General features: G+C 71.8%; 19 protein-coding genes. 16 read left to right on the top strand and 3 right to left on the bottom strand.

What is annotated here, in order from left to right; genetic code table 11:
• The first annotated feature begins 17 nt into the window (after nucleotides 1-17).
• From LL648_RS04510 to LL648_RS04465, 10 genes are all read left to right on the top strand, one after another.
• The gene (locus tag LL648_RS04510) at nucleotides 18-1,196 is read left to right on the top strand and encodes a sensor histidine kinase (protein WP_232661120.1); all 1,179 of its coding nucleotides are present in this window, start codon (nucleotides 18-20) and stop codon (nucleotides 1,194-1,196) included.
• Nucleotides 1,197-1,253: 57 nt separating this feature from the next.
• Nucleotides 1,254-2,135, top strand: a complete 882-nt coding sequence (locus LL648_RS04505; RefSeq protein ID WP_232661119.1) for a S49 family peptidase — start codon at nucleotides 1,254-1,256, stop codon at nucleotides 2,133-2,135.
• A 135-nt stretch (nucleotides 2,136-2,270) separates the two neighbouring features.
• Nucleotides 2,271-3,143 carry a LytR/AlgR family response regulator transcription factor gene (locus LL648_RS04500; protein WP_232661836.1) on the top strand — a complete coding sequence of 291 codons (873 nt, stop codon included), beginning with the start codon at nucleotides 2,271-2,273 and terminating at the stop codon, nucleotides 3,141-3,143.
• Nucleotides 3,144-3,174: 31 nt separating this feature from the next.
• The gene (locus tag LL648_RS04495) at nucleotides 3,175-4,509 is read left to right on the top strand and encodes a hypothetical protein (RefSeq protein ID WP_232661118.1); all 1,335 of its coding nucleotides are present in this window, start codon (nucleotides 3,175-3,177) and stop codon (nucleotides 4,507-4,509) included.
• A 2-nt stretch (nucleotides 4,510-4,511) separates the two neighbouring features.
• Nucleotides 4,512-6,245: a sodium/solute symporter gene (locus LL648_RS04490; protein WP_232661117.1), complete on the top strand. Its 1,734-nt coding sequence runs from the start codon at nucleotides 4,512-4,514 to the stop codon at nucleotides 6,243-6,245.
• Nucleotides 6,246-6,323: 78 nt separating this feature from the next.
• Nucleotides 6,324-8,042, top strand: a complete 1,719-nt coding sequence (locus tag LL648_RS04485) for a sodium/solute symporter (RefSeq protein WP_255684605.1) — start codon at nucleotides 6,324-6,326, stop codon at nucleotides 8,040-8,042.
• Between the two features lie 199 nt (nucleotides 8,043-8,241).
• Nucleotides 8,242-8,574, top strand: coding sequence for a DUF485 domain-containing protein (locus tag LL648_RS04480; RefSeq protein ID WP_232661115.1), 333 nt, complete (start codon nucleotides 8,242-8,244; stop codon nucleotides 8,572-8,574).
• Nucleotides 8,571-10,202, top strand: a complete 1,632-nt coding sequence (locus tag LL648_RS04475) for a solute symporter family protein (protein ID WP_374111984.1) — start codon at nucleotides 8,571-8,573, stop codon at nucleotides 10,200-10,202. Before LL648_RS04480 ends, LL648_RS04475 begins: the two co-directional genes overlap by 4 nt.
• A 115-nt stretch (nucleotides 10,203-10,317) precedes the next feature.
• Entirely contained in the window at nucleotides 10,318-10,656 is a 339-nt protein-coding gene (locus LL648_RS04470) for a rhodanese-like domain-containing protein (protein ID WP_232661113.1), read from the top strand.
• A gap of 18 nt (nucleotides 10,657-10,674) precedes the next feature.
• Nucleotides 10,675-11,589, top strand: a complete 915-nt coding sequence (locus tag LL648_RS04465; protein WP_232661112.1) for a DUF4328 domain-containing protein — start codon at nucleotides 10,675-10,677, stop codon at nucleotides 11,587-11,589.
• On the opposite strand, the gene LL648_RS04460 is transcribed toward LL648_RS04465, so the two are convergent.
• Nucleotides 11,579-12,748: a cytochrome P450 gene (locus tag LL648_RS04460; protein ID WP_232661111.1), complete on the bottom strand. Its 1,170-nt coding sequence runs from the start codon at nucleotides 12,746-12,748 to the stop codon at nucleotides 11,579-11,581. The two genes, LL648_RS04465 and LL648_RS04460, sit on opposite strands and share 11 nt — an antisense overlap.
• A gap of 88 nt (nucleotides 12,749-12,836) precedes the next feature.
• On the opposite strand from LL648_RS04460, the gene LL648_RS04455 reads away from it, so the two are divergent.
• The 3 genes from LL648_RS04455 to LL648_RS04445 are packed head-to-tail and all read left to right on the top strand — an operon-like array spanning nucleotide 12,837 to nucleotide 16,350.
• A complete protein-coding gene (locus LL648_RS04455; protein WP_232661110.1) occupies nucleotides 12,837-14,450 on the top strand; it encodes a solute symporter family protein in 1,614 nt (537 codons plus the stop codon).
• A gap of 13 nt (nucleotides 14,451-14,463) precedes the next feature.
• A complete protein-coding gene (locus LL648_RS04450; RefSeq protein WP_232661109.1) occupies nucleotides 14,464-15,408 on the top strand; it encodes a DUF5926 family protein in 945 nt (314 codons plus the stop codon).
• 24 nt (nucleotides 15,409-15,432) lie between these two features.
• The gene (locus LL648_RS04445) at nucleotides 15,433-16,350 is read left to right on the top strand and encodes an SDR family NAD(P)-dependent oxidoreductase (protein ID WP_232661108.1); all 918 of its coding nucleotides are present in this window, start codon (nucleotides 15,433-15,435) and stop codon (nucleotides 16,348-16,350) included.
• 71 nt (nucleotides 16,351-16,421) lie between these two features.
• On the opposite strand, the gene LL648_RS04440 is transcribed toward LL648_RS04445, so the two are convergent.
• Nucleotides 16,422-17,219 carry a CPBP family intramembrane glutamic endopeptidase gene (locus LL648_RS04440; protein ID WP_232661107.1) on the bottom strand — a complete coding sequence of 266 codons (798 nt, stop codon included), beginning with the start codon at nucleotides 17,217-17,219 and terminating at the stop codon, nucleotides 16,422-16,424.
• 76 nt (nucleotides 17,220-17,295) lie between these two features.
• Between LL648_RS04440 and LL648_RS04435 the strand changes: the two genes are divergently transcribed.
• Nucleotides 17,296-17,730, top strand: a complete 435-nt coding sequence (locus LL648_RS04435; RefSeq protein WP_232661106.1) for a hypothetical protein — start codon at nucleotides 17,296-17,298, stop codon at nucleotides 17,728-17,730.
• Nucleotides 17,727-18,086, top strand: coding sequence for a DUF3817 domain-containing protein (locus LL648_RS04430; protein WP_232661105.1), 360 nt, complete (start codon nucleotides 17,727-17,729; stop codon nucleotides 18,084-18,086). Before LL648_RS04435 ends, LL648_RS04430 begins: the two co-directional genes overlap by 4 nt.
• An 86-nt stretch (nucleotides 18,087-18,172) precedes the next feature.
• Here the strand turns inward: LL648_RS04430 and LL648_RS04425 are convergent, their stop codons facing one another.
• Entirely contained in the window at nucleotides 18,173-18,952 is a 780-nt protein-coding gene (locus tag LL648_RS04425; protein WP_232661104.1) for a DUF2470 domain-containing protein, read from the bottom strand.
• Between the two features lie 174 nt (nucleotides 18,953-19,126).
• Here LL648_RS04425 and LL648_RS04420 point away from each other — a divergent pair, with 174 nt between their 5' ends.
• Nucleotides 19,127-19,936, top strand: a complete 810-nt coding sequence (locus tag LL648_RS04420) for a hypothetical protein (protein ID WP_232661103.1) — start codon at nucleotides 19,127-19,129, stop codon at nucleotides 19,934-19,936.
• Nucleotides 19,937-19,949 lie beyond the last annotated feature (13 nt).

The following is a 19,949-nucleotide window of genomic DNA, read 5'->3' as shown; positions in this document are numbered from 1 at the left end:
AGTTTCTTCGCTCTCCCTTGTCGCTCGTTCTCGCGGCGCTCCTGCTGCTCTTCGTCGTTGTCACGATCTGGCTCTTCTTCCGGAACAAGAGGAACACGTTCGCGACGCCGCTGGAAAAGGCGACGTTCGGCACGCTGCACACGGTGGCGCTCGCGGCGCCCGCGCTGCGCGAGGGCCTCTCGTCGACGTCGGCGGGGTTCGCGCTCCCGTACCTGCGCACGCTGCTCGACACGTGCGCGCTGACGATGACCGACAACCGGTCGCACACCCTGGCCTGGGACGGCGACGCCGACCAGCACGAACCCGACGTCCGCTCGCTCGCCGAGCAGGTGATCCAGACCGGGCGCCAGCAGGTCGCGTCGCACACCTCGATCTCGTGCGACCACCCCAATTGCGAAGTGCGGGGAATCGTCGTCGTGCCGCTGGAGACCGACGGCAACATCGTCGGCACGCTCGCGGCGCTCACCACGTCCACCGCGGGGCCGGTGCTGCTGCGGGCCACCGCCGAGGTCGCCCGCTACGTTTCCAGCCAGCTGGAGCTCGCCGAGCTCGACGAGTCGCGCGCCCGGCTCAACCGCGCGGAGGTCCGTGCGCTGCGCGCGCAGATCTCGCCGCACTTCGTCTACAACGCGCTCACCACGATCGCCTCGTTCATCCGCACCGATCCGGTGCGGGCCCGCGAGCTGTTGATCGAGTTCGCCGACTTCACGCGTTACTCGTTCCGCACGGCGGGCGAGTACACGACGTTGCAGGACGAGCTGACGAACATCGAGCGGTACGTGCGCCTGGAGAAGGCGCGTTTCGGCAACCGGCTCAACATCAAGCTGCAGATCGCGCCGGAAGTGCTTTCGGTGGTGCTGCCGTTCCTCGCCTTGCAGCCGCTGGTCGAGAACGCCGTCCGGCACGGGCTGGCCAGCAAGCCGAACGGCGGCACGATCACCATCACCGCCGAGAACGCCGGCGCCGAGTGCGTGATCATCGTCGAGGACGACGGCATCGGCATGGACCCCTCGCGCCTCACCGACGACCTCGACGACGCCCACCAGTCCGGCGCGCACGTCGGGCTCGGCAACGTCGACGACCGCATGCGCTCGACCTTCGGCGACGACTTCGGTCTGGTCGTCGACACCGCGCCCGGCGCCGGGATGAAGATCACCTTGCGCGTCCCGAAGTTCCGCGCCGGGATTCGCGTGTAGGAGCTGGGTCGAAACGATCAGCCTGTGCGGACGGACCGGTACGCGTAACTTGGCGGCATGGACGCGCTACGCATCCCCGACCGGCTCGCCGCCCGCCTCCCCGGCCGGCTCGGCGAGCGATCCGACCGGTCCGTCGTCTCGCTGGTGCGGCTGCACGGCGTGATCACGGCCATGAGCGGGCCGGTGCCCCGATCGGTGATCAACGCGCAGGGTTTGGAGAAGACGCTGGAGCGGGCGTTCGCGCCCGAGGGTTTGGCGGCCGTCGCGCTGCTGGTCAACTCGCCGGGCGGGTCGCCGACCCAGTCGGCGCTGGTGGCCGACCGGATCCGTGGCCTCGCCGAGGAGAAGGGCGTGCCGGTCATCGCGTTCTGCGAGGACGTCGCCGCGTCCGGCGGCTACTGGCTCGCCTGCGCCGCCGACGAGATCTTCGCCCACTCGACGTCGCTGGTCGGCTCGATCGGCGTGATCAGCCAGGGCTTCGGCCTCGACGGGCTGATCGAGCGCTTCGGCGTGCAGCGGCGGCTCTACACGGCGGGCACGTCGAAGTCGCGGCTCGACCCGTTCCTGCCCGAGAAGGCCGAGGACGTGGCGTGGCTGCGCGGCCTGCAGGACCAGCTGCACGAGATGTTCCAGCAGTGGGTCGTCGCACGCCGGGGCGATCGGCTGCAGAGCGGCGCCGAGCTCTTCACGGGTGAGGTCTGGACCGGCGCCCGCGCGGTCGAGCTGGGCATCGTCGACGGCCTCGGCACCGCCCGCGGGGTGCTCACCGAACGCTTCCCCGACGCCGAACTGGTGCCCGTGGAGGGCCGCAAGCCCTTGCTCGCCCGATTGGGTCTGGGTGGAGTGCCCGCGGCCCGCGGGGCCGTCGGTACCGATCTTCTGCTGGGGATCGCGGAGGCGGCCGAGGTCAGAGCGATGTGGGCGCGGTACGGTTTGTAGCGGGGTGTGATCGGTTGAACCCGATTGGTGCTGTGCTCTGGCACTCACACGGATTGGCCGTCACCATAGTCGACGGAGCCGGGCGTGATCGTCCCGGCGCCGGCGCGAGCACCGGACACGCAGGATGAGGAGATCGTGGACAGCAACGACAGCTCCGGCGGCCTGGTCGTACTTGCGGTTGACGATGAGGAGCCCGCTCTCGAAGAACTGGCCTACCTGCTGAGCGAGGACCCACGGGTCGCGCTGGTGCTCAAGGCATCCGATGCCACCGACGCATTGCGGATCCTGAACAGCCGCCAGGGTGTGCGTGAGGCCGCGGCGGCCGCGCAGCCCGGCCGGGGCATGGCCAACCCGATGACCGGCACGAGGGTCGCGGAGCGCACCGACATCGAGGTCGTGTTCCTCGACATCCGCATGCCGGGTCTCGACGGTCTCGAGCTCGCACGGGTCTTCTCGTCGATGGCGGTTCCCCCCGCCGTCGTCTTCGTCACAGCGCACGACGACAGGGCCGTCGACGCCTACGAGGTCGGCGCGGTCGACTACCTGCTCAAGCCGCTGCGCGGCGAGCGGTTGGCCGCCTCGATCAGCAGGATCATCGACAGCCGCGCGGCGGGTGCCGCGGAGCCGGTGCGCGACGAGGGCGGCGAGGACGAGGTCATCCCCGTCGAGCTCGCCGGCACCACGAAGCTCGTGCCGCGCTCGGCCGTCCGGTACGTGGAGGCGCAGGGCGACTACGCGCGCCTGCACACCCACGAGGGCAGCCACCTGGTGCGCATCCCGCTCTCGGTGCTGGAGGACCGCTGGCGCGACGCCGGCTTCGTGCGGATCCACCGCTCGTTCCTCGTCTCGCTCCCGCTGGTCACGGAGCTGCGGCTCTCGGGCTCGGGGTACGTCGTCAGGGTCGGCAGCGGCCCCGACTGCGCCGAGCTGCCCGTAAGCCGCCGCCACACCCGCGAGCTGAAGGACCGGCTGGTCCGCGCGACGAAGCAGGCGTGGAGCCAGCGGTGATCCCTGGGGGCGGGCCCGGCGAGGGTGAGCGGTGAGCACGTTCACCGACGGCGCCCCGCCGTCGGTGGCGCCCGAGCCGGAAGACGGCCCGGGACCCGATCGCCGCTTTGCGGAGGGCGATGAGCAGCCGGGGGAGCAGGGCGATTCCGGCTCCCTCTGGCTCCGTGAGGAGATCCAGCGCCGGATAGCGGCCAAGAGCTCCGGCGGCACCAGCGGCCGGCACGCCCGCCGCGGCGGCTCCGGCATCTCCAGCACCACCGGCTACGTGCCACGGCACTCCGAGGCCACCCCGGGCCCCGGCGCGCCACCACCCGCGCCCGTCGGCGGCGGGATGACGGTCATGCCGCAACGTCCGGAGCCGCCTGCGGGCTTCAACGGGCAGGTGCCGCCACCACCGGGCTGGCCGGACCGACAACAGCGGGGTCGCGCGGCGATCGAGACGACCGCCCCGGTGTCGCCGGTCGGATGGTCGGGCCCGCCGCTGCGGGCCGAGCCGCCACCGGTTGTCCCGTCGCCGTTGCCGCCGCCCGCACCGCCCGGTCAGCAGCCCGCGGCCAACGGCCGACCACAACCCGCGCCACCCACGGGTGCCGCGGCGGCGCGGCTGCTCTCACCGCCGCCGTCGACGACCAACCCGCCGTCGACACCGATCCGCCCGCTCAGGCAGCTGCCTACGCCGACGACACCGCCACCGGGCGAGGAACCCGGAGCGTCCACCACACCGATGGTGGCGCACCCGCCGAAGGAGCGGGTGCTGTGGCGTGCGCGGATGACCTTGCCACAGGAGCAGACCGACGAGCCCGGCACCCCTCCCGAGAACGGCGAGGTCGTCTGGACCCCTCGCACGCCGCCGACCACCCGGCCGGCCCGGTTCGCGCTGCCCACGCAGCGCACCGGCGAGCTGGAGGTCGTCGAGCCGCAGCCGGTGGCCCCGATGGCCGCCGCTCCGGTCGCTCCGGTCGCTCCGGTCGCTCCGGTCGAGGAGGAGGACGACCCCGACGCCGAGCTGAGGGCGCGCCGGGTGCGTGTGGTGCTCGCCGAGCGCAAGGGTGTCGCGAAGCCGGTGCGCACCGTCGTCGACATCCAGGAGGGCACCGGCGTCGGCGAGCTGCTGCGCAGCAACCTCATCGGCTCCCAGCTGACGGTCGCGCTGCGGTTCGCGGTGGGTGTCGCGCTCACGCTCGGGCTGCTCCCGCTGATGTTCGCGCTCTTCCCCGAGCTGGGCCGCGTCGAGGTGATCGGGATCCGGCTGCCGTGGCTGCTGCTCGGGGTTGCGGTCTACCCGTTCCTGCTCGGGCTGGGCTGGTGGCACACGCGCACCGCTGAACGGGTCGAGCAGAACTTCGCTGATCACGTGCAGGACTGAGGTTGGAGACTCCTGCCCTCATCGCCCTCATCGCGATCGCGCTGGTCGGTGTCGTCTCGGCGGTCATCGGTTCGCTCGGCGTCCGGGTCGCGCGCAGCACGTCCGACTTCCTCGTCGCCTCGCGCACCGTCGGCCCCGTCGCGAACGCGAGCGCGATCTCGGGCGAGTACCTCTCCGCCGCGTCCTTCCTCGGCATCGCCGGGATCATCCTCAAGGAGGGCGCCGACGCGCTCTGGTACCCGGTCGCGTTCGTCGCCGGCTACCTCGCGCTGCTGCTGTTCGTCGCTGCGCCGCTGCGCCGCTCGGGCGCGTACACGGTGCCCGACTTCGCGGAGGCCCGGCTGCACTCGCCGGCGCTGCGCCGCGTCTCGACGGCGTTCGTGCTGGTCATCGGCTGGTTGTACCTGCTGCCGCAGCTCCAGGGAGCCGGGCTCGCGCTCACCACGATGACCGGGCTGCCCGCCTGGAGCGGCGTCGCGGCCGCGGGCGCTGTCGTGCTGCTGACGGTCGTCGGCGGCGGGATGCGCTCGATCACCTTCGTGCAGGCCTTCCAGTACTGGGTGAAGCTCATGGCGATCGCCGTGCCGGCGGTGATCGTGCTCGGCCTCTTCTCGTTCAGCTCCAGCTCGTTCGACAGGCCGAACGCGCCGCAGTTCGTGAACGACACGACGATCTCGGTGCGGACCGACGCGGTCGTCCAGGTCGTCGAGCCCGTCCAGTTCCGGGCGTACGGCATCATCGACGGGCGGGGCGTCGACGGGTTCGTCAGGTGGGAAGCGGGCGAGCACACCGCGCTGAAGGGCACCTCGATGCAGTTCAGCCGCGGCGCGCCCGTGCCCGTCGTGGTGGGGGCGCCGCCGACGGACCGCGAATGGCTCGAACCGATGACCGGCGAGTCGAGCACCCAGCTGCTGGAGATCTACTCGATCCTGCTGGCCGGCTTCCTGGGCACGATGGGGCTGCCGCACGTGCTGGTGCGCTTCTACACGAACGCCGACGGCCGGGCCGCGCGCTGGTCGACGGTGATCGTGCTGGCGATGATCGGCTTCTTCTACATCCTGATCACGCTGGTCGGCGCGCTCTCCAGGCTGTACGCGCCGCAGCTGCTGGTCACCGGCAACACCGACGCCGCCGTGCTGCTCGTCCCCACCGGCGCGTTCCCGAACGGCTGGCTGGGCTGGACGCTCGGCGGCCTGATCTCGGCGGGCGCCGCGGCGGCGTTCCTATCCACATCGTCAGGGCTGGTGGTGAGCCTCGCCGGGGTGCTCTTCACCGACATCCTGCGGGGGAAGCTGAAGGACTTCCGGCTCGCCGCGGTGATCGCCACGGCCGTCCCGCTCGGGATGGCGTTGGGTGTGAGCAGGCTCGACTTCGCCTTGACCGTGCCACTGGTGTTCGCGGTGGCGGCAGCGACGTTCTGCCCGCTGCTGGTGCTGGGGATCTGGTGGCGAGGGCTCACCGCGCCGGGCGCGGTGGCCGGCGTGCTCGTCGGCGGGATCCTCTCCGGGATCTCGACCGGCATCACGATGTTCGCCAGGCCGCCGGACAACCTGCTCGGGGTGCTGCTGGAGCGGCCGGCGGCCGTCGCGGTGCCGTTGGCGTTCCTCACGATGATCATCGTGAGCAAGCTGACCAAGGCGCAGATCCCGGACGGAGTTGACGGCGCCCTTTTGCGGTTGCACGCTCCTGAGCGGCTAGGACTTTCCCACGATCGGCTCGACCCGAGAAGGCCATGACCCGATCCGGCGCCGCGGAGAGGGGGCTTTGACAGAGTGGACGGCGTGACGACGACCGGCGTGTACGCGCTCGTGGCGATGGGGATCGTCGCGTTGCTCTCGGCGGTCATCGGCTCGCTGGGCGTGCGGGTCGCACGCAGCACGTCGGACTTCCTGGTCGCGTCCCGCACCGTCGGGCCGGCCGCCAACGCCGGTGCGATCTCCGGCGAGTACCTCTCGGCCGCGTCGTTCCTCGGGGTCGCCGGCCTGATCCTGCGCGACGGCGTCGACGCGCTCTGGTACCCGGTCGGCTACACGGCCGGCTACCTCGCGCTGGTCCTCTTCGTCGCTGCGCCGCTGCGCCGGTCGGGCGCCTACACCGTGCCCGACTTCGCGGAGGCCCGGCTGCGCTCCCCGGGCCTGCGCAAGGTCTGCACGCTCTTCGTCGTCGTGATCGGGTGGCTCTACCTGCTGCCGCAGCTGCAGGGCGCCGGCCTGACCGTCGCCACGGTCACGTCGCTACCGCCGTGGTCGGGCGCCGTCGGCGCGGCCGTCGTCGTCGTCGCGACGGTGGTGATGGGCGGGATGCGTTCGATCACCTTCGTGCAGGCGTTCCAGTACTGGCTCAAGTTCAGCGTGCTCGCGATCCCGGCGCTGTTCGCGGTGGTCTACTTCTTCAGCGGCGATCGCACGTTCGACCGGCCGGCGCCGCCGGAGTTCCCGGACCGCACGACGGTGCAGATCCGCACCGATGTCGTGCTGCAGGTCAAGGTGCCGGTCAACATCACGGTGACCGGTGTTGTCGACGGCGTCGCGCACTCGGGCGCGTCGGTCCGCTGGGAGACCGGGCGGCACACCGTGCTCGCCGACTCCGAGCTGCAGTTCGGGGCGGGCGCGCCGGTCCCGGTCGTCGAGGGTGCGCCGGTCACGGACGCCGACTGGCTCACACCGTTCCCGGAGGGCAGGGAGTTCGGGCTGCTCGGCACCTACTCCCTGATCATCGCGACGTTCCTCGGCACCATGGGCCTCCCGCACGTGCTCGTGCGCTTCTACACGAACCCCGACGGGCGCGCGGCCCGCCGCACCGCGGTGATCGTGCTCGCGCTGCTCGGCGCGTTCTACATGACCGTGACGTTGCTCGGCGCGCTCTCCCGGCTCTACGTGCCGCAGCTGCTGGTCAGCGGCGACACCGACGCCGCTGTGCTGCTGCTGCCCTCGGCGATCCTGGGCTCCGGATGGGTCGGCGCGCTGCTGGGCAGCATCGTCGCGGCCGGCGCGTGGGCCGCGTTCCTCTCGACGTCGTCGGGGCTGGTGGTGAGCATCGCCGGCGTGCTCTCGACCGACGTGATGGGCAGCGGCCGGGTCCGCGACTTCCGGATCTCGGCGGTCATCGCGGGCGCCGTCCCGCTTGCGCTCTCGCTCGGCGTCACCCGCCTCGACTTCTCCGAAGCGGTCGCGCTGGTCTTCGCGGTGGCGGCCTCGACGTTCTGCCCGCTGCTCGTGCTGGGGATCTGGTGGCGCGGCCTGACCGATGTGGGAGCCATCGCCGGTGTTCTCGTCGGGGGGTTCCTCTCGGCGGGCGCGGTTGCGCTGAGTCTCGCCGGGCTGGGCGGCACGGGCGCGCTCGGTGTGCTGCTCTACCGGCCCGCGCTCGTCTCCGTGCCCGCTGCCTTCCTCACGATGGCGATCATCAGCAAGCTCACGTCCCGCCGCCGACCAGCGGATGCCGAGCAGGTGCTGCTGCGGCTGCACGCCCCGGAACGGCTCGGGCTCAGCCGCGACCGGCTCGCCGAGCGGGTGCGGAAGGCGCCGACATGACCGTTCGGGTGGTCGACGAACGGGTGAACGCGGCCCGCATCTGAACGGGTGCTCCGTGTGACACGCGCGCACATACGGGTGGTTTTCACCCTGCTGGCCTATTCAGAGTCACTGCCGTGACTGCTCTATCGTTCGGTGTGTAGCGGTCCCTGTGCGGACCGTGATCATTTTGGGGGGCACTGATACGGAGAGGACCGGCGTGAGTACCACGAGCGAGCGCTCTACACGCACGATCTACGAACAAGTGCAGGAGTCCCCGGAGTTCACGCAGCTGCGTTCGCGCCTGCGCAGGTTCGTGTTCCCCATGAGTGCGGCCTTCCTGATCTGGTACCTGGCGTACGTGCTCATGGCGTCGTACCTGCCGGGGTTCATGGCGACCAAGGTCTTCGGGAACATCAACGTCGGGTTGCTGATCGGGTTGATGCAGTTCGTCACCACGTTCGCCATCACCACGATCTACGTCCGCTACGCGGACAAGCACCTCGACCCGGCTGCCGAGCGCATCCGCAAGCACATCGAGGGTGGCGCGTGAGTCTCATCGCACAGAGCCAGAGCGGTGCCAACGTGGGCAGCGTCTTGGTCAACATCGGCGTGTTCGTGGCCTTCGTGGCCGTCACGCTGATCTTCGTCTACCGCGCCAGCCGCACCAACCGCACGGCGTCGGACTACTACGCCGCGGGTCGAGCCTTCACCGGGCCGCAGAACGGCGTCGCCATCGCAGGCGACTACCTCTCCGCGGCGTCGTTCCTCGGCATCGCGGGCGCGATCGCGCTCGGCGGCTACGACGGGTTCCTGTACTCCATCGGCTTCCTGGTGGCGTGGCTCGTCGCATTGCTGCTGGTGGCGGAGCTGCTGCGGAACACGGGCAAGTTCACGATGGGTGACGTGCTCGCGTTCCGCATGCGGCAGCGTCCCGTGCGGGCCGCTGCGGCGACGTCCACGCTGGTGGTGTCGTTCTTCTACCTGCTCGCGCAGATGGCAGGCGCCGGCGGGCTGATCGCGTTGCTGCTGCAGATCCCCACGAGCAACCGGCTCGGGCAGGGCATCGTCATCGCCGTCGTCGGGCTCCTGATGATCGTGTACGTGTTGGTCGGTGGCATGAAGGGCACGACGTACGTCCAGATCATCAAGGCCGTCCTGCTGCTCATCGGCGCGGCCGTCATGACGACGTGGGTGCTCGGCATCGTCGGGTTCAACATCTCGGGGCTGCTCGGCGACGCCGTCGAGGCCAGCCCGAAGGGGGAGGCGCTGCTCGCGCCGGGCCTGATCTTCACGAACCCGGTCGACTTCGTCTCGCTCGGGCTCGCGCTCGTGCTGGGCACGGCGGGCCTGCCGCACATCCTGATGCGCTTCTACACCGTGCCCTCGGCGAAGGAAGCGCGCCGATCGGTGGTGTGGGCGATCTGGCTGATCGGCCTGTTCTACCTGTTCACGCTGGTGCTGGGCTACGGGGCGGCGGCGCTGCTCGAGCCGGGCACGATCACGACGGCCAACCAGAACAACGCGGCTCCCCTGCTGGCGTACGAGCTGGGCGGCGAGCTGCTGCTCGGGCTGATCTCCGCGATCGCGTTCGCGACGATCCTGGCGGTCGTGGCCGGTCTGACGATCACGGCGTCGGCGTCGTTCGCGCACGACGTCTACGCCAACGTGATCAAGCGCGGCACCGCGACCCCGGACGCCGAGGTGCGGGTCGCCCGGCTGACGGCGCTCATCGTGGGGCTGGTCGCGATCGCGGGCGGGATCATCGCGAACGGGCAGAACATCGCGTTCCTCGTCGCGCTCGCGTTCGCGGTGGCGGCCTCGGCCAACCTGCCGACGATCCTGTACTCGCTGTTCTGGAAGCGGTTCAACACCATGGGCGCGCTGTTCAGCATCTACGGCGGGCTCGTGATCAGCATCGTGCTGATCGTGTTCTCGCCCGCGGTGTCGGGCAAGCCGGTCAACGAGGCGACCGGGCGCAGCGGGTCGATGATCCAGGGCGTCGACTTCCACTGGTTCCCGCTGGACAACCCCGGGCTCATCTCGATCCCGGCGTCGTTCCTGCTCGGGATCATCGGCACCTACATCGGCGGCAAGCGCTCGGTCGAGCCGGGCAAGTTCGCCGAGATGGAGGTCCGCGCCCTCACCGGCGCGGGCGCCGAGAAGGCCGTCGCGCACTAGGTAGACCGTCGACAACGACGTTGTGGCTGTTCCGCGGGCCTCCGCGCAGCCACAACGTCGTTGTCGTCGTTCTGCTCACCGGGGTGTCACGGCCGTGCGTGGCAGGATTGGGGCCATGACTGGTCCAGCCGTCCCCAGCGTCTCCGTCGCGGAGCTCCCGGCCGACGCCGTGCTGCTCGACGTCCGCGAGGGCGACGAGTGGGCAGCCGGGCACGCGCCCGACGCGCAGCACATCCCGATGAGCGAGCTGACCGGACGCCTGCACGAGCTCCCCGAGGACGCCGACCCGCTCTACATCGTCTGCCGATCCGGTGGGCGCTCCGGTCGGGTCGTCGCGTTCCTCTCCCAGCAGGGCCACCCCGTCGTCAACGTCGACGGCGGCATGCAGGCGTGGGAGGCGATGGGCAAGCCGCTCGTCGGCGAGCGCGACGGCGTGCCGCCCGTCGTCATCTAGCCGCCGGTGGCTGCGCCCATGGCTCCCGTGCTGTGCCTCCGGTGCGGCCATCGGTCCGTGCTCTCCAGCGGGCCGTTCTGCCCGCACTGCGGCAACTACCTCGCGCCGCTGCGCTGGGTCGCCGAGCCGCCCGCGTCGGCGCTGCCGCCGCCCGAGATCCCGAAGCGTCGCGTGCCGTACACGGGCGCGCCCCGCTACCGGTTCATCCCGCGGTGGGGCTTCCCGCCGCTGCCGTGGCGACCTGAGCCGGAGGCCGGTGCTGCCGCCGTGCCGGGCAGCCTGCACAAGGCCCGCTCGGTAGTCGCGACGGCCGTGCCGCTGCTGTGGGCGACGGCGGCCGTGGCGCTGATCGCGGCGGGCGCCGAGATCTGGCGGTACGTCCTGCTGGTGCAGAGCCGCGAGGGCGCGCTCTCCGCGACGGCCGTTGCGGCTTCCGACGCGCTGGTGGCGGCCGCGGGGCGGGTCGCGCCGGTCCTCGCCGTGCTGTCCGGCGTGCTCGTCGTCTACTGGTCGGTGCAGGCGTCGGCGGCCGCCGCCGAGCAGGCGGGTGTCCTGCCCTCGCGGTCGATGCGGGCGATCGTGATCGGCTGGGTGGTGCCAGGGCTCAACCTCGTTGTTCCCGGCGCCGTGTTCGCCGAGATCGAGCACACCGCGCTGGCGCGCCCGCCCGACCTGCGCCCGCAGCCGTCCCGTCTGCTGCTGGTGTGGTGGGGCCTCTTCGCATTCGACGTGGTGCTCGCCGCGGTGGTCTACGCGTGGTCGTTCCGCACCGGCGTGCAGGCCATGGCCGACGGCGTCGTGCTGCACGCCCTGCTCGACATGATCGGCGCCGCGACCGCGGCCGTCACCGTGCTGGTGGTCGTCCACCTCACCCGCCTGCTCGGCCCGGTGCGGGCTCCGCAGCGCGAAGTGCTGGTGAGCACTAGGCCGTGAGGCGGAGCTCCGTCAGGCCGCGCATCACGAAGTCGGGGCGGCGCACCGGCTCGCCGGCCAGCCGCATCGTCGGGAGCGTGCGGCGCAGCGCGTCGAGGGTGGCGGCCACCTCGACGCGGGCGAGCGGAGCGCCGAGGCAGTAGTGCACGCCCGCGCCGAAGCCGAGGTGCGGGTTGCGCTGCCGTCCGACGTCGAGCTCGTCGGGGCGCTCGAACGCCGCGGGGTCGCGCGCGGCCGCGCCGAGGAGCGCCGCGATCTTCGTGCCGGCCGGCACCGGGTACCCGGCGACCGCGGTGTCGACGACCGCCGTGCGCTCGAAGAGCTGCAGCGGCGGGTCGTAGCGGATCAGCTCCTCGACGCACCGCGCGTCGAGGTCGGGGTCGGCGAGCAGGCGCTGCCACTGCTCCGGATGGCGCAGCAGCGCGAGCACACCGTTGCCGATCACGTTGACCGTCGCCTCGTGCCCTGCCATCAGCAGCAGCGCTGCCGTCCCGACGAGCTCGTCGACGTCGAGGTCGGCCGCGACGAGGTCGCTGATGAGGTCGTCGCCGGGCGAGCGCCGGCGCACCGCGGCGAGGCCGCGCAACGCCTCGACGAACTCCGCGGCGGCCTGCTCGGCGGCCCGGCGCCGGTGCTCGCCGGGGTCGGGCTCGTACATCGTCACGATCGCGTTCGACCAGCCGCGCATCGCCGAGCGCGCGGGCTCCGGCACGGCCAGCAGCTCCGCGATCACCTCGACGGGCAGCGCCGCCGCGACCGTCGACATGAGGTCGGCGCTGCCGTCGTCGGCGATGCGCGCGGCGAGCTCGCCGACCAGCCGGTCGGCGAGCTTCCTGATCGAGGGTTCGAGCCGTGCGGTGTGCCCGCGGTTGAACGCGCCGGCGACGAGTGTGCGCAGCCGGGCGTGCGACGGCCCCTCCCGCTCCAGCAGTGAGTTGCGGTGCAGCAGGTTGAACGCCGGGAAGGCGACGGCAGGCTCGGCGTCGACCCAGATCCGGCCCAGGTCACGACCGCGCAGCAGCTCGGAGCACGCCGCGTGCGACACCGCGACGGGCAGCCCGATCAGCGGGTGGGCGTGCACCGGCGCCCGCTCACGCAGCCGCGCGAACGTCGGGTACGGGTCGGCGAGGAACGTCGGGTCGCTCGGATCGAAGGGCATGGCCAGTACCTTTAGTGATCATTTCGTTACTATCTGTCAACAAGCTCGTTGTTCCAGCAGGTGGCCCCCATCCTGCAGGAGGTCGACGATGATGGTCGCGCTCACCCAGCAGGCACCTGCCGACGTTCTCGCGAACGTTGCCGCCATCGGGGCGTCCGCCGTGGTGATCCTCGTGGTCGTCCTGCGCTCGCGCCGACCGGAACGCGGCGCGGCGGAGTTCTTCACGGCCGGCCGCGGGTTCACCGCCACGCAGAACGGCATGGCGCTGACCGGCGGCTACCTGTCCGCCGCCACGTTCCTGGGCGTTGCCGGCGCGATCGCCGTCTACGGCTACGACGGCCTGCTGCTCGCCGTCGCGGCGCTCGTCGCGTGGCTGGTCGCGCTGCTGCTGGTGGGCGAGTGGACGCGGAACACGGGCCGGACCACGCTGGGCGACGTCATCGCGTTCCGGTTGCGCGACCGCGCGGTGCGCAAGGCGGTCGCCGCGGCGACGCTGCTGATCACGATCCTGCTGCTGGTCGTGCAGATCGCGGCGGTCGGCGGGATGGCGAGCCTGCTGCTCGGGATCGGCAGCGACAACCGGTTCCTGCAGAGCGTCGTCATCGCGTGCGTCGGCGCGGTTGTGATCGGCTGTGTGCTCGCGGGCGGGATGCGGGGCATCACGTGGGTGCAGATCCTCAAGGCGAACCTGCTGGTCGTCACCGGGGCGGTGCTGGCGGCGTGGGTGCTGGGCCGGTACGGGTTCGACGGCTCCGCGCTCCTCGGCGCCGCGGTGGCCAACAGCCCGCACGCGGGGGAACAGCTGCTCGCACCGGGCCTGCAGTTCGGCAGCGGGGCGCTCGCGAAGCTCGACTTCCTCTCGCTCGCGATCGCGGCCGTGCTCGGGCCCGCAAGCATGCCGCACGTCGTGATGCGCTTCTACACCGTGGCGGACGGGCCGACCGCGCGCCGTTCCGTCGCATGGGCGATCTGGCTGGTCGGGACGTTCCTGCTGCTCGTGATCGTGATCGGCTTCGGGGCCGCGGCGCTCGTGGGCGCGCAGACCGTGCTGGCCGCGCCCGGAGCGTCCAACTCCGCGGTGCCGCTGCTCGCGCACCGCCTCGGCGGCGCGCCGCTGCTCGGGCTGGTCGCCGCCGCGGTGTTCACGACCGTGCTCGGGGTGGCGACGGGGATGCTGATCGCCGCGGCCACGTCGTTCTCCCGCGATCTGTACGGGACCCGGCGCAACCACGCGGAGCTCGGGGTCGCGCGGGTTGCGGTGGTTGTGGTCGGCGTTGTGGCCACCGCCGGCGCGGTGCTCGTGAACGGGCAGAACGTCGCCGTGCTGCTTGCGCTCGCGCTGGCCGTCGCGGCCTCGGCGAACCTCCCGTCGCTGGTCTACGCGCTGTTCTGGCGCGAGTTCAACACCACCGGCGCGTTGTGCGGCATCTACGGCGGGACGGCGCTCTCGCTGCTGCTGGTGGTGTTCTCGCCGGCCGCCACGGGCACGCCGTCGTCGATGCTGCCCGGCCTCGACATCGCGGTGTTCCCGCTGGCCAACCCGGGGCTGGTGGCGATCCCGGCGGCGTTCCTGCTCGCCGCTGTCGGCACGTGGGTCGGGCAGCGCGACGACATGGCGAAGCGCCGGTTCGCGGAGATGGAAGTGCGGGCCGTCACCGGCGCCGAGCCGCCTGATGACGACGAGCCCGAACCCGACCGATAACGTCTGACGGACCATGGCGAAGAAGACACGCGCACGCGCGGAGGCGGCAGCGGGGGAGAACCCGCGCCGCCCGTGCCCGTGCGGATCAGGCAAGCGGTTCAAGGCCTGCCACGGCGCCGGCGACGACGTGATCGTCATCAGGCCGTTCGAGGGTCTCGCGGCGGAGTGCGACCTGGTGGCGATGCGGGAGTTCCTGCCGTCGGCCACGGCACCGCTCCCGCTGCGTGCGGCAGGGGACCGTCCGGTCACGATCGCGACGGTGCTGCCCGGCGCGGCGGCGGCGCTGGTCAGGGTCGACGGCGAGATCCTGATCGGGATGCAGGTGCAGACCCGTTCCGGCGACCTCTCCGCCGACCTCGCCCGGGCTCTGCGCTGGGCGCAGGACGCCGAGCCGGGCGATTCGCTGCAGGTCGTCGGCCCCGGCATCGGCGGATCCGAGCTGGTCAGGCTGCAGGACGTGATCGACGTCGACGCGCCGCTCGACCTCACCATGCACGCCGACTTCGGCTGGTGGATCCCACCGGCCGCCGACGGCTCCGAACCGGCGCCGGACGTCGCGGCCACGCTGGAGCGCGCGAACGCGATCATCATGCCGACCGAGCCGATCGCCGCGGCCGGCGTCCGCGCCGCGTACTGGGTCGACACCGGCTCGAAGGCGCACCTGCGCTGGGTCCGGCCGGAGCCGGAGGAGCAGCTGATGGCCGCGCTGGCCAGGCTGCAGGCCCGCGGCGAGCTCGGCCTCGGCGAGGGCACCAAGTACGCGGGCGCGTTCCGGGCGCACGGGCTGCTCGTCCCGGTGTGGGACCTCGACCGCGAGCTGCACGCCAAGGAGTGGTCGGAGCCCGTCGCCGCCTTCGCGTCGCGCCTCGACGCGGCGCTGGCGATCGACGAGCCGCTGACCGATGCCGAGCGCAGAGCCCGCGACGCGCTGGCGGGCAAGCAGGTCACCCTCCGCTGACCTGCGGAGCTTATGCTCCGACCCATGGGTCTACTGGACGGTAAGGTCGTGATCGTCACCGGTGCCGGTCGCGGCATCGGGCGCGGTGAGGCACTCGAATGCGCGGCGCAGGGCGCGGCCGTCGTGGTCGGCGAGTTCGACGCCGACGCCGGCGAGTCCGTCGCCAAGGAGATCACCGCGGCCGGCGGGCGAGCCGTCGCGGTGAGCGGCGACGTCGCCGAGGCGGCGACGGCCGATGCGCTGGTGAGCACCGCCGTCTCGACGTTCGGGCAGCTCGACGCGCTCGTGAACAACGCCGGCATCCTGCGCGACCGCACGCTCGCGAAGATGACCGACGACGACTGGGACGCCGTGGTCTGGGTGCACCTGCGCGGGCACTTCCTCCCGACCCGCGCCGCCGTCCGGCACTGGAAGGAGGCCAAGCGCGGCGGCCACCTCGTGCACACGGCGTCGACCTCGGGGCTGCTGGGCAACTTCGGGCAGGCGAACTACGGCGCCGCGAAGGCCGGCATCGCCGCGTTCTCGACGATCATGGCGATGGAAGGCGCGCGGAACGGGATCACGAGCAACGCGATCGCGCCCACGGCGCTGACCCGCATGACGCTCGACCTCATGCCCCAGGAGTTCCGCGACAAGCGCGACGAGTCGATCAAGCGGGGCGAGTTCGACTTCTTCGCGCCGGAGAACGTCGCGCCGCTCGTCGCGTTCCTGTGCTCGGACGCCTCCGACTACATCAGCGGCAAGGTGTTCGGCGTGCAGGGCGACAGCATCGAGATCTACCAGCCGTTCACCAGCGTCGCCGAGGTGACGAACGACGGGAAGCGCTGGGACCCGGAGGACATCCCCGGCCGCATCGACGAGCTGTTCGGCGACTCCGGCGTCCAGCCCGGCGCGGAGAACATGATGCTCAGGATGCGCCACCAGATCCTCGAAGAGCGCTGACCCGAACTTCCCCACCGTTTTGGGTGGATGCGCGCTCCACCGGCGCGCAAGTGCCCAAAACGATGGGGAAGTTACGGCAGCCAGCTCACCTTGCCGCCGATGAGCGCGTAGCCGGCGAAGGCGACGATGTCGATGAGGGCGTGCGCGCCGACCAGCACCCACAGCCGGTTGGTGCGCTGCCACACGCGCCCGAACACCAGCCCCATGACGATGTTGCCGACGAAGCCGCCAAGGCCTTGGTAGAGGTGGTAGCTGCCGCGGATCAGCGCCTGCACCAGCAACGACCGGTTCTCCGACCACCCCAGCTGGCGCAGGCGCGTCAGCAGGTAGCCGACCATCACGATCTCCTCGGCCCAGCTGTTCGCCCCCGCGGAGAGCAGCAGGACCGGGATCCGCCACCAGGTGTCGTCGAGCGTCGAGGGCTGGATCGTCACGCTCACGCCGATCGCGCGCGCGATCAGGTACAGGCCGAGCCCCGGGATCCCGATCAGCGCGGCGAGCCCGGCCGAGCCGAGCCCGTCACGCAGCGGTCGGCTCGCGTCGAGCCCGACGGACCGCAGCGCGAACCCTGCTCTGACCAGCAGGTACGCGCCGAGCGCTCCGTAGCCGACGAGCTGGAGCACCCAGGTGAGCTGGAAGGCGAGGTCGAGGAGGTCCTGCTGCGCGGCAGGTGCGTTGAGCGCCACCTGCTGCTCGTTCAGCGGCACCGGCTGCAGCAGCGCGCCGATCAGGTTGAGTGCGCTGCGCAGCGCCGAGAGCCCGAGCGTGACCGTGAAGACGACCAGCACCTCGAGACCGATGAGCCGGCGCGCCCGCGCGTCCTGAACGACAGGGGTGCCCGTGTGCACGGGCGACAACCACTGGGTCACGGTTGCGGACGGTAGCAACACCGAATTTCTACAGCCGGTAGATGGCCGGTGGGAGGGCCCGGCGTAGTCTGGTCGCGTGCGACAGCTGGTCCTCTCTCCGCGCTGGATCATGTGGCACCTGCTCACGCTCGGTGCGATGGCCACATGTGGCTGGCTCGCGGTCTGGCAATGGCAGCGGGCCGGCTCCGCGATGGGCAGCGCTCTCAACGTCGGTTACGGGCTGCAGTGGCCGGTCTTCGCGGTGTTCTTCGCCGTCATGTGGTTCCGCCTCCTCCGGATGGAGGCCGCGAAGCTCGGCGAGCCGGACGCGGCGCCCGTCGAGCCGACCGCGGCTCCCCAGGCCGCCGCGGCGCCCCGGCCTGCCGCAGCGCAGCCGCCCACCGGGCCGTCGCCGTTCGGACCGCGCCCCGCCAGCAGTGCCCTGCCGGTCGTCACCGATGAGGACGACCCGGAGCTCGCTGCCTACAACCGGATGCTGGCCGAGCTCGCCCGGCGTCCAGAAGGATCGTGAACGAGCCCGTGACGCCCCCGAACGGACTTCTGCTCGCCTACCGCATCGCCGCGTACGTCACCGGCGTCGGTCTGCTCCTGCTCGTGTTCGTGGCGATGCCGCTCAAGTACTTCTTCGGCCAGCCGTGGCTGGTCGCGATCGTCGGCGTCGCGCACGGCTTCCTGTACATGGCCTACATCGTCTGCACGCTGGTGCTCGCCGAGCGTTGCCGCTGGCGGCCGCTGGACGCGCTGGTCATCCTGCTGGCCGGGACCATCCCGATCGCGTCGTTCCTCGCCGAGCGCAAGGTCACGACGAGCGTGCGCGCCGGCCGCTCGCCGTTCGCGAAGGCGGACGTCTCGCTCGACAAGGCCTGACCACCCGTCCAAAATCCCCACCGTTTTGTGCACCTGCGCGCCAAAAAGGCGCGCAGGTGCACAAAACGGTGGGGAAGTTCGGGGTCTCAGGTGCTCGCGGCGCCCTGGAACGGGCATCCGACGAGCTTGCCGAGCTCCTTGCGCAGCTGCTCCACGGTGGTCGCCTCCTCGTCCCACGCCAACCGGACGTCGTGGTCGCGCTCCGGCGCCTCGACGCGCAGCCGCAGCCCGCAGCGGTCGACGCCGAGCGGGCGGATCCGCGCCCCGCGGGTGTCGCGCAGCGTGGTCGGCAGGTGCCGCGAGAGCGCGAGGAAGAGCTCCGGGTGCGCCTCTTCGAGGTGCGCGAGCCACTGCTGCTCGTAGCGGCAGAACGGGTCGGGCTTCGCGCGGGCGAGCTCGACGGGGGAGAGCGCAGCGCTGCCCTCCGCGTCGGAGAGGACGGCCGATCCCGGGTCGAGCCGCACGAGCGTCGCGCCGTGGCCGAGGTCGAGCAGCCGTGGGTGCGGCTGGGCCTCCGCGACGCCGACCGCGATGCGCCGGGCGCAGATGAGGTTCGGCGCCCGGAGCGTCCCGGTGATCCACAGCAGCGCGCGGACGGGCTCCCGGAGCTCGACGGGCGCGCGGTCGGTCAGCTCCAGCATCACCGCGCAGCCGTCGGCGCCGGCGCCGCGGACGCGTTCCAGCACGGGCTCGTCGTCGGAGAGCAGCAGGACCGTCGAGCCGTCGGCGCGCACGTGGTGCACGATCGGGCTCGCGGGAGGCGCACCGGTGCCGACGAGCGAGGCGCTGCCGCCGCGCGCGGCGATGCTACGAGCGCGTTCGGCCGCAGCGGGCGCGGGCGGGCGGCGCAGGCGGGTCGAGCCCAACGGGTCACCTCCGAGTTAGGTGAGCCTAAGCTATAGCGCCGGCGGATTCGGTGTCCACACCCGCTTCCGATCAGCCGTTTTGGAGACGAAGAGGGGCACCCGTTAGCGTCTGGGACCGTGACGACGGCGGCCGGAGAAGACGCATTGGCCATACCTCCGGTTTTTGCCCAGCTCGTGGACGACACGAGCCTCCTCCAACCCCGTGCGACGGCCCCCGCGGCCGACGTGGTGGTGACGCGATACCTCGAAGCGCGTGACGGACGACACGGCGGGATCGTCGGGCAGCTCGTGTGCCCGGTGTCGCGGCTCGCGGCCGTGGTCGCGGCGCTCGCCAAGGCCTCGCCCGATCGTCCCGTCGACCTCTCGCTCGTGGTCGACACCGGCCTCGGCGCGGTCCCGAAGGCGCTCTCCACGGTGTTCTCGCGCCAGACGCTGCTCACCGCGCGCACCGTCGAGACGGCCGCGCCGCCCGACGTCGACGCGATGTGGCTGGAACGGGTCTCGGAGTTCGTGCCGGAGGACGTCGTCGCCGTCGTCGAGCCGCGCCGCCCGCACGCGAACGAGACCGACGGCACCGCCGTGTGGCTCGACGCCGTGCGCCGGGTCGCCGACCACGGGTGCGCACCGAAGCTGCGCTGCGGCGGCTCGCGGGTCTCCGACGTGCCGCCCGTCTCGGACGTCGCGAGCTTCGTCGCGGTCGCCGTCAACGCCGAGCGCGGGTTCACCACGCTCGGCATGCGCGAGGCGATCCGTTCGGAGAGCGGGCACGGCTTCATCAACCTGATCGTCGCCGTGTCGCGGGTGCTCAACGACGGCGACGTGCCCGCTGCGCTCGAGAGCACCGACGGCCCGGCGCTGGCCGCCGAGCTCGAGGCGCTCTCCGAGCAGCAGGTGACCGGCGTGCGCAAGATGCTCGCCCGCTGCGGCGCCGAGCTCGACGCCGAACCCGCCGAGCAGCTCACGAAGCTGGGCCTGCTGGCCTGAGCCTTAGGAGCGC

The organism is Pseudonocardia sp. TRM90224 (assembly GCF_021245725.1).
Lineage (GTDB): Bacteria > Actinomycetota > Actinomycetes > Mycobacteriales > Pseudonocardiaceae > Pseudonocardia.
The sequence above is the reverse complement of the archived record's forward strand: the minus strand, read 5'-3'. Positions and strand labels throughout refer to the sequence as shown.